Here is a 12,732-nt window from a genome sequence, read left to right as displayed (position 1 = left end):
GCCGGGGCCACGGGTGTGCTCGGCGGCGGCCCGGTCTCAGTCCCCCGCGAGGCGGAAGGCCATCCGTCCAAACCCGATCTGGTCGCCGTCGCGGACCACGGCGGCACCGATGACCCGCCGTCCGTTGACGGTGGTTCCGTTGGTCGAACCCAGGTCGCGCAGCACCCACATGCCGCCCTGGCGGCTGAGTTCCGCGTGCACCCGGGAGACCGTCTCGTGGCTCAGCCGCAGCCCGCTCGCCGGATCGCGCCCTATGCGCAGCGGATGACCGGTGCCGGGGTGCGGCAGCAGCAGCTTGGGCAGCCGCTCGGCCCGCCAGGCCGTGGCGAGCCGGGCGCCGAACCCGGACACCGCCTCGACGGTCCCGAACACCAGCCGCGACAGCCGTCCCTCGGTGTTCAGGTCGGCGGTGAGCACCGCCAGCTCCTCCGGGCGGCGGGCGGTGAGCGCCAGCTCCATCCTGCGGACGAAGGTGTCGTGGGACAGCCGTCCCATGGCGGCGCCGTCCCGCAGCACCTTGAGCGCCTTGTCGCGCTCCGCGTCCGACAACCGCGCGGGGTACGTGTTGAACTCGAAGGACGACGTCACGCAGGTGATTGTCGGTCAGTCGCGGCGACGTGTCCAGAAGACGCGGGAACGGCCGCCGCGCGCGGTGCGCCGACGACACCCGCGGCGGGCGGCGGCATTCCCCGGCGGACCGGCCGCCGATGCAGGACCATGGACGGGCTGTGTCACGGTGGGCAGACGAAGGGGAACCGTCCGTGCAGTTCGAGGTGTGGGCACCGCAGGCCGGCCGGGTGACGCTGGAGTGCGACGGCGTCACGCGCACGCTGGAGCAGGATCCGGAGCGGCCGGGGTGGTGGTGCGGCCGGAGCGAGGCGCGTGACGGCTCGCGGTACGGCTTCGCGGTGGACGACGGGCCGGTGCTGCCCGACCCGCGCTCGCGCCGGCAGCCGGACGGTCCCGACGGACTCAGCGCGGTCGTCGACCACGACCGGTACCCGTGGCGTACGCCGTGGGCCGGGCGCCCACTGCCCGGCGGCGTCCTGTACGAGCTGCACGTGGGCACCTTCACGCCCGGGGGAACGCTCGACGCCGCCGCCGCACGCCTGGACCATCTGGTGGAACTGGGCGTCACCCACGTGCAGTTGATGCCCCTGTGCCCCTTCCCCGGCCGGCACGGCTGGGGATACGAGGGCGTCTCGCTGTGGGCGGTGCACGAGCCGTACGGCGGGCCCGAGGCACTGAAACGGTTCGTGGACCGGGCCCACGAACTGGGCCTGGGCGTCGTCCTGGACGTGGTCCACAACCACCTGGGCCCCTCGGGCAACTACCTGCCGGCCTTCGGCCCGTACTTCACCGACACCCACCACACGCCCTGGGGCGTGGCCGTCAACCTGGACGCGCCGGGGTCGGACGAGGTCCGGGCGTACCTGGTGGGCAGCGCGCTGGCCTGGCTGCGGGACTACCGGCTCGACGGGCTGCGCCTGGACGCGGTGCACGCCCTGGTGGACACGCGCGCGTGCCACTTCCTGGAGCAGCTGTCGGCCGCGGTGGACGCGCTCGCGGCCGACCTGGGCCGCCCGCTGTTCCTGATCGCCGAGTCCGACCTGAACGACCCGCGGATCATCACGCCGCGCGCGGAGGGCGGTCTGGGCGTGCACGCGCAGTGGAACGACGACTTCCACCACGCCCTGCACACCGCGCTGACCGGCGAGTCGCAGGGCTACTACGCCGACTTCGCGCGCGATCCGCTGGCGGCGCTCGCCAAGACGCTGACCCGCGGCTACTTCCACGACGGCACCTGGTCCAGCTTCCGGGGCCGCGGCCACGGCCGCCCGCTCGACCGGGCCCGCACCGCCGCACACCGGCTGACCGGCTACAGCCAGACCCACGACCAGATCGGCAACCGCGCCCAGGGCGACCGGCTGGCCGCCCTCGTCTCCCCCGGCCTGGCGGCCTGCGCGGCCACCCTGACGCTGACGGCGCCCTTCACTCCGATGCTGTTCATGGGCGAGGAGTGGGCGGCCGGTACGCCGTGGCAGTTCTTCACCGACCACACCGACCCGGAGCTGGCGCGGGCCGTGCGCGACGGCAGGCGGCGCGAGTTCGCCGCGCACGGCTGGCGGGAGGAGGACGTGCCCGACCCGCAGGACCCGGCGACGCGCGAGCGCTCCTGCCTCGACTGGTCCGAGCCCGGACGCGAGCCGCACGCGCGCGTGCTGGACTGGTACCGGCGGCTGGTCGCCCTGCGCGCCGGGCAGCCGGACCTGACCGACCCCGACCTCGCGGACAGCAGGGTGGCCTACGACGCGGCGGCCCGCTGGCTGGCCTTCCGGCGCGGCGACATCCGGGTGGCCGTCAATCTGGGCCCCGGACCGGCGGCGATCCCCCTGGGCAACCGCCCCGCACGCGTCCTGGCCGCGTGGGAACCGGTGACGGGCCCGGGCCCGGACGGCCTCCTCCACCTGCCGGGCGAGTCGAGCGTGGTACTCGTACAGGAGTGACAGGGGGTGCAGGGGTGACAGGGGGCGACAGGAGCGAGGGGGAATGAGGGGCGGCACGGGCGCGGCGGCGGCGCGGCGCCCGGGGACGCCGAGGGCCGGGGGCCGAAGGGCTTCAGGGCGCCTCGTCCGGGTCGTCTCCGCGTAGTTCCGTCACGCGTTCCAGCAGGATCGGCTCCCAGGCGCGCCGCAGCCGCGTCCTGAGCAGGGCGGCCGGGGGCGGACCGGACCGCCCGTGGAGCGCGTCGGCGAGCTGGACGACCGTGTCGCAGCGGGCCAGCCACAGGCCGCGCAGGCAGGGGCGGGCGCCGTAGCCGGCGAGGGTGGCGGCGCGGACCGCGGCGGGTGCGCCGACGCAGAGGGCCAGCCCCGCGATGTCCTCGGCCGGGTCGCCGAGGACCGCGTCGGTCCAGCCGAGGACGCCGCGCACCCGGCCGTCGGCGCCGACCACGAGGTGTTCGCCGGCCAGGGCGTGGTGGACGAGGACCGCCGTGCCCTGCTGGGCACCTAGCTGGGCCGCTGCCTGGCCGGTCAGCCGCTCGGGCCGGGCCGGGTCGAACTCGTCGGCCTCGGCCAGGCGCCGGGCGGCCCGCTCGGCGGTCCGGCGCAGTGTCTCCAGGGAGCGCGGGGCGGCCCGGGGCACGCCCAGGGCCTCGGCCTGCCGGGCCGGCACCTCGCGCATCCCGGTCAGCAGCGCCGCGAGGTCCGCCTCGCCCAGGGCGGACACGTCGTGGTCCTCCCCCGAGCCCCCGGTCAGCCTGGCGTCCAGCGTGTAGGTCAGTCCGGGCGCCCACTCGCCGTGCGCCACGCTCGTCGGCACCGCGACCGGCACGCACGGCCGGACCAGCTCGCGCAGGCGCAGCTCGCGGCGCTGGCGCACGGCGGCGTCGCGGTCGGGGGCCAGCCGCAGCACGTGCCGGGGGCCGACCCACCAGGTGGCGGGGTCGGCGCCCGCGGCGACGGGCCGGACGTCGGGTTCCGTGCTTCCGCCGAGCAGGGAGCCGACCAGTCGGCGGACGGTGTCCGCGGTGGGTGTCGGTGCCTGGGTCATGGTCGCGCCGCCGTCTTCCGGGTCTGCCGGGTCTGCCAGGTCTGCGGCGTCCGCCGGGGGGCGCCGCGTCTTCCGGACGTCCCGGGTCCCGCCGCGTCCGGTCACTCCACGACGACCAGCTCCCGGGTCGTGTCGTTGAAGCGCCGGCCGCCGTCCTCGGTGACGGTGACGATGTCCTCGATGCGCACCCCGAACCGGCCGGGCAGGTAGACGCCGGGCTCGACGGAGAAGCACATGCCGGGCACGAGGGGCTGCTCCTCGCCCTCGATCATGTAGGGCGGTTCGTGCGTGGTGACGCCGATGCCGTGCCCGGTGCGGTGGATGAAGTACTCGCCGTATCCGGCGCCGGCGATGACCGCGCGGGCGGCCCGGTCGACGTCCTGGCAGGCGGCGCCGGGCCGCACCGCGCGGAAGCCGGCCTCCTGCGCCTCGCGCACCAGGTCGTGCACCCGGCGCTCCTCGTCGGTGGGTTCGCCGACGTGGACGGTGCGGGAGGTGTCCGAGCCGTAGCCGTCCTTCAGGCCGCCGAAGTCGAGAACGACCATGTCGCCGTCCTCGATGACGCGGTCGCCCACCTCGTGGTGCGGGTTGGCGCCGTTCGGCCCCGAGGCGACGATGGTGAAATCGACCTGGGAGTGCCCGAACCGGCGCAGCAGCCCGGCCAGGTCGGCGGCGACCTCCGACTCGCGGCGGCCGCCGAAACGCACGTCGCGGATCTCCTCGAAGGCCGCGTCTGCCGCCGCGCCCGCCGCCGCCACCAGGTCCAGCTCGGCCGCGTCCTTCACGGCGCGCAGCATGGGCAGCGCCTCGGTGAGGGAGGCGTAGGAGGTGCCGGGCAGGGTCCGCTGGAGGGCGAGCAGATGCATGGCCCAGGCGTTGTCGCTGATGCCGAAACGCCCGGACGCACCGAGGAGGGCGGCGGTGGCCGCGTAGGGGTCCTTGCCGTCGGTCCAGTCGTGCAGGGTCAGCGCGGACGCGCCGGTGGCGTTCCGGGCGTCGGGGGCCTCCAGCGCCGGGACGACGAGCACGGGGTCGCGGTCGGGGGCAAGGACGAGGAGGGTGAGGCGCTCGGTGTCGGCCGGCGGCGTGTAGCCGGTGAGCCACACGAGGTCCGGGCCCGGGGCGACCAGGAGTCCGGCCAGCCCGGCGCCGGCGGCCGCACGCGCGGCGCGGTCCATGCGGGCCCGGTAGTCGTCGGCGGTGAAGGAAGCGGCGGCGTGGCTGCCGGTCATCCGGGCCTCCCTGGGCGAAGGGGCGAGTGCGAAGGACGAAGTCACTACGAGCAGCATCCTGCCCCCGGCACGGGGTCAGCGCGAGCCAATTGACGTGGATCACCCGTCAAGGGGCGACGCCCGGCCGCAACGCGGGCCTCGGTCCCGGCCCGGTGCGCGCCGCACGCGTGCCGCACGCGTGCGGGCGGCACCGGCCGGTCCCGAGCCGCCCGCCCGCGGTCACGTGACGACGCCCGGGACGGCGGTGAGCTGCTGGTAGCCGCCGCTCTCGTGGCGCACGGTGATTCTGACCCCCTTGCCCGGGCGGGCACGGGCCACCGCGTGGGCGAGGTCGGCGGCCGAGTCGACGCGGGTCGTACCGAAGGTGAGGAGTACGTCGCCCCGGACCAGCCCCGCCGCGAATCCGGGGCCGGGCATGTGGACGCCCACGATCCGGGCCCCGGGTTTCCGGTCGTCCACGGCCTCCACCCCGAGGGTCGCCCCGGCCGGCGCCGGGGACGGCGAGGGGGCGGCCGACGGGTGCGCCGGGGCTGCCCGGTGGCCCGGCGAGGCCCCCGCGCCCGGTTCCTGCGCCGCCGGCCCGCGCTGCATCTCGGCGAGTCTGCTCATGCCCGCCACCGTGGCACCCACCGTGCCGAGCCCCACGCCCGCGAGGAGCAGCACGAGCGCGGCGAGCACGCCGAGCAGCACGGTGGTGACCCGGCGGCGCCGGCGCCCGGGCCGCGGACGCCGGGCGGCGGCGGGTTCGGTGCCGCGGCCCGGTTCCCGGCCGGGCATCGGCTTGGGACGCAACGCTGTCTGTTCCATGGATCGCCTCCGGGAAGTGCTCTACCCGGCGCACCGGCGCGTGACGAGCCACGAAAGAGTGAGACTGAACGTCGGTCAGGGCGTCGGCACGGGGCTCCTTCCCCACTCGGAGACGGGCACCGACAGGGACGCGGAGACGGGCACGGCCGGGATCCGGTCCGGGAGGAAACCGTGGGTGCGCCCCGCGAGGTACTCCGCCTTGTAGCGCGGCACGTTGCGGTGCCAGTTGAGGATGCCCGCCATCCAGTTCTGCAGGTCGGTCACGTAGCCGTGCATGATCTCCCGCGCCTCGTCGGAGAGCTGGAAGTCGTCGTAGACGACGGGCAGTTCGTGTGCGACGACGTGCTCGAACTGGCGCATGCGCTGGTTCATCAGGTCCTGCACGACGCGGAGGGCGGCGGGGTAGTCGACGCCGAAGAAGTTCTGCACGACGAACACCGCGTTGTGGATCTCGCCCTCGTACTCGATCTCCTTCTGGTAGGAGAAGACGTCGTTGAGCAGGCAGGCGTAGTCGATCGCGGCGTTCTCCAGGGAGCGGACGGGGCCGCTGCGGTAGACCTCGGGCGGCACCGAGGGGCCGTGGCCGGCGCGGCACAGGCCCAGGGTGAGGTCGGAGCCGAAGGTGGCCCGCCGCATCTCCAGGTAGTCCACCGGGTCGGGGACGCGGTTCTGGATCTGGTTGGCCAGCTCCCACACCCAGGCCTCGGTCATCGTGTCGACGGCCGTCTTCAGGGGTTCCCGCTCCTCGGGCGTCATCCCGGCCGTCGTACGCGCCCACAGGTCGATCAGGGAGCGCTCCATGGCGTTGGCCGGCGGCGGGACCGGTTCGCCGTCGAGCGGCATGCAGGCCGACAGCCGGGCGGTGGTCAGGCGGGCCGCGGCCAGGTCGCGGCGGTGGCCGTAGACCAGCGGGTAGTAGTCGTCGCCGTAGGTCCCGAAGGCGAGCCAGCCGGAGGCGAGGTCGAGCTGGTCCTGGGTGGCGTCCGGGTCGAGGCCGGCGGCGCACAGCGGGAGGTCGCAGCTCGCGAGCTTGTCCTCGTCCCAGACGCCCTCGCTGAGGATGCCCATCTCCGCGCACCACTCGAACAGATGGCGCCGGGCGCCCTCCAGGGCGGGGCTCAGCTCCAGCGGGTACGGCATGCGGATGTCCGGGATGACGGACGGTCCGACCTTCTGGAAGGGGGTCCAGGCGTAGGGGCGGGCGCGTCCGGCGGCCGCGGCGGCGAGCAGCGCGCCGACGTCCGCGGCCGAGGTGCCGGGGCCGGTCAGGGCCTGCCAGCCGGCGGTGGGCAGCGCGCCCTTGTTCATGTACCGGCTGGAGCGCAGGTGCCATTCGTGCCCGCCGGACTGCCAGTCCTGCAACCCCTTCGTGTAGGCGGCGACGGCGGCGGCACCGGACGGCGCCAGCCCCTTCTCCAGGGCCACCGCGGGCACTTCGGTGAACGCCGTGTGCTCGAACTGGTGCAGCCGGGAGGTGAGGACGTCGTTGACCAGCTCGGCGGCCTCCTGGGTGGTGCAGTCGAAGAAGGTCTCCAGGACCAGCACGCCGTTGCTCAGCTCGCCCTCGTCCTCGACCTCCCGCTGGTAGGAGAAGAGGTCGTTGCGCAGGTGGACGGCGTCGGAGAAGGTCTCCATCAGCACCCTGAGCGGCCGGGTCCCGGCGACGGCGGCGGGCACCTCCGCCGTCGCGTACTCCACCAGGCCCGCCGACCAGGGGGCGCCGCCGACCTTGCGGCGCATCTCGATGTACTCGACGGGGTTGGCGATCCGCCCCTCGTTGATGTTGGACAGCTCCCACAGGGACTCGTTGAGCAGGTGCTCGGTGGCGACCGCGAAGCGGCGGCGCCAGTCGGCCGACATGGCCGGCACCGTCCGTGTCCAGAGGTCGGCGAGGCCGGCCTCGACCGGGTTCTCCGGCTCGGGCATGCCGGCGGTGGGGTCCAGGGGCATGAACAGGGGCAGCCGGTCCAGGTGCGCCTTGCCGCCGAGGCGGTCCTGGGTGCGCTTGTACTTCTCCAGGAAGTGGTCGTCGAAGAAGAAGACCCACACGTACCAGTCGGTGATCAGGGAGAGCGCCGGTCCGTCGCAGTCGGGGTGGGTGTAGGCGCAGAGCAGTCCGTAGTCGTGCGCATCGAGGTCGGACTGCTCCCAGACCCCGGATCCCTCCAGCATGCCCATCTCGCGGGCCCACGTCGTCGAGTGGGCGCGGGCCTCGTCGAGATGGGGATTGAGGCGCGCGGGATGCGGCAGGTAGAAGTGCGGGAGTTCGAACGGCTGTTGCGTCATGGCCGGGCCCTACCCAGGGCACTTCGGGCACATCCCCCGGGCCGCACATGATCACACCATCGCGTGAACAAGCGCCGAATCCGGGAACTTTCCGCGCTCGGTACCTCGCTCGCATCGGCCCGGCATCTCGCGCGGCCGGCTCAGCACCTCGCTCCTGCCGGCCCGGCGCACCGCCCGGACCCGCTCAGCGCCGCACCTGGATCAGCGCGTGCGTCCCGCTCGTCCGCCAGCGCCGCTCCCCGCTCGCCTCGAGGGCCGCCTCGGTCCCGGCGGTCAGGCCGGTGACCACGTCGGACTTCAGGGTGCGCAGTGCGGCGACCGGGCCGGGGAAGTACCCGGTGGCGTCCGCGAAGGACGTGGTCGGCGGCCACCACCGGTCACCCACCAGGCGGCGGTAGTTCAGGTCTCCCTTGAGGACGGTGACGGTGGCCGCGGCGAACTCCGCGCGCAGGTCGTCGGGCATCTCCGCGTACGGCAGGGGCGCGCAGGAGAAGGGGTGGGCGCGGACGGTGACGCGGCCGTCGGCCAGCGCGTTCCACAGCCGTTCGCCGTACGCCGCCGCCGTGCCGCCCGCCGCGGTGAGGCGCCGCAGCGCGTCGAGCAGGTCGGCGGGCGTGGCGTCGGAGACGTAGTAGGGGTACGGCTTGAGGTGCAGCACCGCCCGGTCGACGCGGCCCTCGGCGAGCAGGTGCGACACGAGGAGCAGGTCGGGGACAAGCTCCCGGCCGGCGTTGTCGGCGACGAGGCACAAGGTCCTGGGGCGGGCGGGTGTCGCAGCGCCCGCGGCGCCGGTGGGGCCGGTGGGGCCGGTCCCGGCGGGCGGCAGCAGGGACCACAGGGCGTCGCTGTCGTCGGCGACCAGGGCGTCCACCTGTTCCCGGGTGCCGGTGCCGCCCTCGGAGAGGCGGAAGCCGAGGTCCGCGCGGTTTCCCCAGAGCGAGCCGTGCAGCAGGGCCCGGATCCGCTCCTCGGCGGGCAGGTCGGCGAGCGTGTCGAGGGCGGCGAGTTCCTCGCCGGTCTCCGGGGCGTCGAGTTCGGCGAGCTTGGCGGGCCGGAAGGGGTCGACGCCTTGCCAGACGCCGGGGCCGAAGTACCCGACGGCGTCGAGGAGCCGGCGGTAGAAGTGGCTCTCGGCCCACAGCCAGGGCACGTCGTACCAGGAGCGGCCGGCGTAGGCGTCCATGCCCCAGCCCGCCCAGCGCTCCCGGTCGCGGCCGGTGGGGTCGGCTCCGGCGGGCACCGGTTCGACCACCCCGTCGGCGCAGCTCGCGAGGAGCGCGTCGAGGGCGTCCCGCACTTCGGGGCCGTAGGGGAACGCCGCACGTACCTGCCGGACGATGGCGGGGTGCCGCTCGGCGAGCACGCCGTGCGGGAAGGACCCCGGCTCGTCGCCGAGGATGACGGGGGCGGACTCGGCCGGGGTGGCGGGCATGCGCCTCACCGTACCGCGCGGGCCGTCGGGGGAACCGCCTCCCGCGCGGCGGACGGCGGCCTGGCCGCGCACCCGCCGGGCACGCGGGACCCCGGGCTCCGTCAGGCCGTGGGCGTCTCGCGTTCCAGGCGGGCCGCGAGGGTGACGTAGCGGGCGCGCCGGGTCACCGGGACCATGCCGCGGATCAGGATGTGCCACATCTCGGCCAGCCGGCGCGGCTGCCGCCCGGCAGGTTCCAGGGCGCCGCTCACGAGCCGGGTGCCGACGATGGAGCAGACGAGGGTGTGGGCGACGGAGGCCACGTCGATGTCCGGGTGCACGTCGGACTGCCGGACGGCGTCCAGCAGCCGGGAGGTGGCGATCTCCCGCCACTCGGTGAAGGGGTGCGCCAGCGGCGGCCGTACCGGCACTCCCCCGGCGGCCAGCCGCAGTCCGGCGCGCAGGACCGGACCCTCCTCGCACAGCCGGGCCATGCCGAAGGTGAGCCGCATCAGCGACTCCAGCGCGGTGTAGCCCCGGGCGGCCAGCTCCGTCGCCAGTCGGCGCGAGGTCGTGGACTGGATCTCCATGATGGCGTGGGCGAGGTCCTCCTTCGCCGCGAAGTGGAAGTACAGGGCACCCTTGGTGACACCGGCGTGGGCGACGATCTCGCTCAGGCTGGTCGACTCGTAGCCGCGACGGTCGAACAGGTCGGCGGCGGCGCCGACGATCGTCGCGCGGGTCTGCTCGGCGCGTAGCTGCCTCGCCATCGACTGATCTCTCCTGGGCTGGAACTCACAGGCTGTGCCGCCTGTCTGCACCCCCTGTACACGATAACTCACCGGCTAACTGCCCGTCAGATCAGGACCCTTGCCGGCCGTCCGCACGTGCCGGGGCCCGGTCCGCCCGTTGCGGGGCGGGCCGGGCGGACCGGGGGTTTCGACGCCGTGCCGGGACGGTGCCGGGGCGGTTTCCGTCAGTTGACGAAGACGGTCGCGCTGCCGTCGGTCACGGGCGCGTAGGTGGCGGTGAAGTAGCCGTCGGCGAAACAGAGTCCGGAGCCGGAGACCTTGGTGAAGTGCTGGTCGGCGAAGGCGATCGAGTTGTCGTCGTTGGCCGCCGTCCCGCTCAGGCCCGGGGCCTCGTAGACGCAGTTGATGCTGCCGAGCAGGGTGCGCAGGGACACGGTGGTGCGGACGGTGGAACCACTCGGCGGGGTGACGGCAACGGCTCCCTCGGAGGAGACGGTGGTGGTGTAGGGCAGGTTGGCGACCTGGATGCCGGTGACACCGAGGACGCCGGTGACGTTGCTGGAGCAACTGGCGCTGTCGAAGGTGTGGGCGGTGAGCGACTCGGCGGCCGTGCCGGGGGCCGTGGGGTTGTCGGTGACGGTGACGGTGAACTGCGAGGACGTGCAGGAGACGCCGCTGCTGCCGCCCGCGCTGGAGCGGAAGGTGGCACTGGTGCCGCTCGCCAGCGGGGCGGTGAGGGTGTCCCCCACCGCGACGGGTGTGCCGCCGGCGGTGCCGGTGGTGAGGACCGGGGTGTCGGCGGCGGCCGCGGCGGGGACCGCGGCCGGCAGGGCGAGGGCGGCGACGGCGGCGGTGAGGGTGAGCAGGGTACGGGTACGCATGCGGCTGCCTCTTCTCTGAAGTGGGGTTCGGTGAAGCGGAATCGGACCGGCGCGCGGAGTCCCGGCCGGGCCGGTGTGCCGGGGTCCGGGAACCGTGCGTCCGTGACGGGTGCCGTGACGGTCCGGCGGGCGCGGTGCGGTGCCGGGCTCGGAGCGTGGGAACGGTGGTGCACGCGGCGCGGAGCCGCCGGCGGACGGTGCGACACCGGCGGGCGCGGGTCTGACCCGCGAGTGCGGCGGAGCCCCCGTGGAGAACGGGGCCGGGAAAGCGGCGAGCGCCGCGGGAACGGATCCGGCGCCACGGATCCGGGAAACAGAGCCAGTTGTAAGGCTGATGTCGTGTCTGCGTCAAGCAGATGGACGAAGGAAGCCCGCATTCTCGCGCAACGCAGAGGTCACCGCACAGAGAAAGCGGCAGGCGGCACGCAACCCCCACTCTTTACTCACAACTTGCTTGACCCTGCACTGTAACCACCGGTAACTTCCCGAATGGCTACTGGTGCGTAACGTGAACGCCCCTGCAACCGCCGGGAGTTGACGGGAGACGTGCGCCCCAGCCGCTGTCCGCGCCAGGACAACGCGCCACTGAAGCCCGAACCGCGTTCACTATGCCTCTGGGAGCAGACATGGCCCCGTCCCCGGACGACACCCCGTCCGCCGGCAACACCTCCGAGCACGCGAGACCCGGCCGGGTCAGGCTGCGCCGGGCCGCGGTCCTCGCGGTGCCCGCCGCCGCCGTCACCGCGACTCTGGCGGTCCTCACCGCCCAGGGCGCCCTCGGCGTGCAGTTCGCCATCTCCGGCATGCCCTTCACCGTCACCGCCACGGAACTCGACGGCAACGGATTCGCCCAGTTCGGCGGACTCGACAACATGGCCGAGGGCAGTCCGAACGCCGGCGACACCGGCGGCCAGGTACTGGTCGTCACCTCGGTGATCGAGAACGCCAAGCTCACCAAGCTGTGCCAGAGCGTCGACCTGGGCGGCACCAACCTCCTCATCACCGCGGGCGACGGGAGCACCCGGGTCTCCGCGAGCGATCTGACGACCGACTCGACGTTCCTGTCGGGCGACGCCTCCTTCAACAACATCGAGATCGGCAACGACGCCGGCACGCTGGACAAGGCGGGACCGAAGGGGCGCGGACCGATCGGCGTCTTCAGCCAGCAGGCCGACACCGTGCACATCAAGAACCTGCGTCAGACCAACTACGCCACCACGGCCGCGGTGTTCAAGCTGCCCGGCCTCAAGCTGCGCTTCAGCGGGTCGGGCTGCTGATGCCCGGCGACCGGCGCAGGGGCTTCCGGGCCGCGTTCCGCGACTGGCGGTCCGGACGGCCGTTCTGGGGCGGTCTGCTGCTCGCCCTGGGCGGGGCCGAGGTCCTGTTCACCATGAAGGCGTCCTTCAAGGTCGTGATCCACGTCGGCATGCAGGGCGCCGCCGGGTACCTGCTGCCGGTCGTGATGCTGCTGTGCGGAGTGCTGGCGCTGGTGAACCCCGCCCAGCGCCTCTTCTACTCCCTCATCGGCGTGCTGGCCTCCCTGGGCACCTGGATCACCTCCAACCTGGGCGGCTTCCTCGTCGGGCTGCTCCTCGGCTGCGTCGGCAGCTGCCTGGTCTTCGGCTGGCTTCCGGACCAGGAGTCGCGCCGCGACCGCCGACGCCGCAGGAAGGCGGCACGGGCCGCACGCACGGCCCCGCCGCCCCTGGAGCAGGGCGCGGGCGGCACCGCCTGACCACCCGGCGCACGGACCGCCCGGCATCCGCGCTCCGGCACGCACCCGGAGCACGGACGCCGGGCGCCGCCCG

11 protein-coding genes are annotated in these 12,732 nt (G+C 74.1%); 3 read left to right on the top strand and 8 right to left on the bottom strand.

Annotated features, from left to right (window positions below):
• Positions 1-36: 36 nt before the first annotated feature.
• A complete protein-coding gene (locus tag IG94_RS0127910; protein WP_031043055.1) occupies positions 37-588 on the bottom strand; it encodes an FHA domain-containing protein in 552 nt (183 codons plus the stop codon).
• Positions 589-761: 173 nt separating this feature from the next.
• Here IG94_RS0127910 and treZ point away from each other — a divergent pair, with 173 nt between their 5' ends.
• Positions 762-2,507 (top strand): malto-oligosyltrehalose trehalohydrolase, encoded by a 1,746-nt coding sequence (gene treZ / locus IG94_RS0127905; protein WP_031043052.1) that lies wholly within the window; start codon positions 762-764, stop codon positions 2,505-2,507.
• 112 nt (positions 2,508-2,619) lie between these two features.
• On the opposite strand, the gene IG94_RS0127900 is transcribed toward treZ, so the two are convergent.
• From IG94_RS0127900 to IG94_RS0127870, 7 genes are all read right to left on the bottom strand, one after another.
• Entirely contained in the window at positions 2,620-3,555 is a 936-nt protein-coding gene (locus IG94_RS0127900; protein ID WP_031043050.1) for a phosphotransferase family protein, read from the bottom strand.
• Between the two features lie 101 nt (positions 3,556-3,656).
• Positions 3,657-4,787, bottom strand: a complete 1,131-nt coding sequence (locus tag IG94_RS0127895; RefSeq protein WP_031043048.1) for an aminopeptidase P family protein — start codon at positions 4,785-4,787, stop codon at positions 3,657-3,659.
• A gap of 219 nt (positions 4,788-5,006) precedes the next feature.
• Positions 5,007-5,594 (bottom strand): PDZ domain-containing protein, encoded by a 588-nt coding sequence (locus tag IG94_RS0127890; protein WP_031043046.1) that lies wholly within the window; start codon positions 5,592-5,594, stop codon positions 5,007-5,009.
• Positions 5,595-5,669: 75 nt separating this feature from the next.
• A complete protein-coding gene (gene cyc2 / locus IG94_RS0127885; protein ID WP_052410888.1) occupies positions 5,670-7,880 on the bottom strand; it encodes a germacradienol/geosmin synthase Cyc2 in 2,211 nt (736 codons plus the stop codon).
• 184 nt (positions 7,881-8,064) lie between these two features.
• Positions 8,065-9,312, bottom strand: coding sequence for a damage-control phosphatase ARMT1 family protein (locus tag IG94_RS0127880; protein ID WP_031043040.1), 1,248 nt, complete (start codon positions 9,310-9,312; stop codon positions 8,065-8,067).
• 101 nt (positions 9,313-9,413) lie between these two features.
• Positions 9,414-10,061, bottom strand: a complete 648-nt coding sequence (locus IG94_RS0127875; protein ID WP_031043038.1) for a ScbR family autoregulator-binding transcription factor — start codon at positions 10,059-10,061, stop codon at positions 9,414-9,416.
• A gap of 206 nt (positions 10,062-10,267) precedes the next feature.
• Positions 10,268-10,924, bottom strand: coding sequence for a hypothetical protein (locus IG94_RS0127870; protein WP_031043035.1), 657 nt, complete (start codon positions 10,922-10,924; stop codon positions 10,268-10,270).
• Between the two features lie 626 nt (positions 10,925-11,550).
• Between IG94_RS0127870 and IG94_RS0127865 the strand changes: the two genes are divergently transcribed.
• Positions 11,551-12,201 (top strand): DUF6230 family protein, encoded by a 651-nt coding sequence (locus tag IG94_RS0127865; RefSeq protein ID WP_031043032.1) that lies wholly within the window; start codon positions 11,551-11,553, stop codon positions 12,199-12,201.
• Entirely contained in the window at positions 12,201-12,659 is a 459-nt protein-coding gene (locus tag IG94_RS0127860; protein ID WP_031043030.1) for a DUF6114 domain-containing protein, read from the top strand. Before IG94_RS0127865 ends, IG94_RS0127860 begins: the two co-directional genes overlap by 1 nt.
• Positions 12,660-12,732 lie beyond the last annotated feature (73 nt).

The sequence above is a fragment of the Streptomyces olivaceus genome (assembly GCF_000721235.1).
Classification (GTDB): domain Bacteria; phylum Actinomycetota; class Actinomycetes; order Streptomycetales; family Streptomycetaceae; genus Streptomyces; species Streptomyces olivaceus.
The sequence above is the reverse complement of the archived record's forward strand: the minus strand, read 5'-3'. Positions and strand labels throughout refer to the sequence as shown.

Bases quoted from the DNA above. Each gene is read 5' to 3' on its own strand.
- IG94_RS0127860 (WP_031043030.1), top strand. From the start codon at position 12,201: ATGCCCGGCGACCGGCGCAGGGGCTTCCGGGCCGCGTTCCGCGACTGG.
- cyc2 (WP_052410888.1), bottom strand. From the start codon at position 7,880: ATGACGCAACAGCCGTTCGAACTCCCGCACTTCTACCTGCCGCATCCC.
- IG94_RS0127890 (WP_031043046.1), bottom strand. From the start codon at position 5,594: ATGGAACAGACAGCGTTGCGTCCCAAGCCGATGCCCGGCCGGGAACCG.
- IG94_RS0127875 (WP_031043038.1), bottom strand. From the start codon at position 10,061: ATGGCGAGGCAGCTACGCGCCGAGCAGACCCGCGCGACGATCGTCGGC.
- IG94_RS0127880 (WP_031043040.1), bottom strand. From the start codon at position 9,312: ATGCCCGCCACCCCGGCCGAGTCCGCCCCCGTCATCCTCGGCGACGAG.
- IG94_RS0127870 (WP_031043035.1), bottom strand. From the start codon at position 10,924: ATGCGTACCCGTACCCTGCTCACCCTCACCGCCGCCGTCGCCGCCCTC.
- IG94_RS0127895 (WP_031043048.1), bottom strand. From the start codon at position 4,787: ATGACCGGCAGCCACGCCGCCGCTTCCTTCACCGCCGACGACTACCGG.
- IG94_RS0127900 (WP_031043050.1), bottom strand. From the start codon at position 3,555: ATGACCCAGGCACCGACACCCACCGCGGACACCGTCCGCCGACTGGTC.
- IG94_RS0127865 (WP_031043032.1), top strand. From the start codon at position 11,551: ATGGCCCCGTCCCCGGACGACACCCCGTCCGCCGGCAACACCTCCGAG.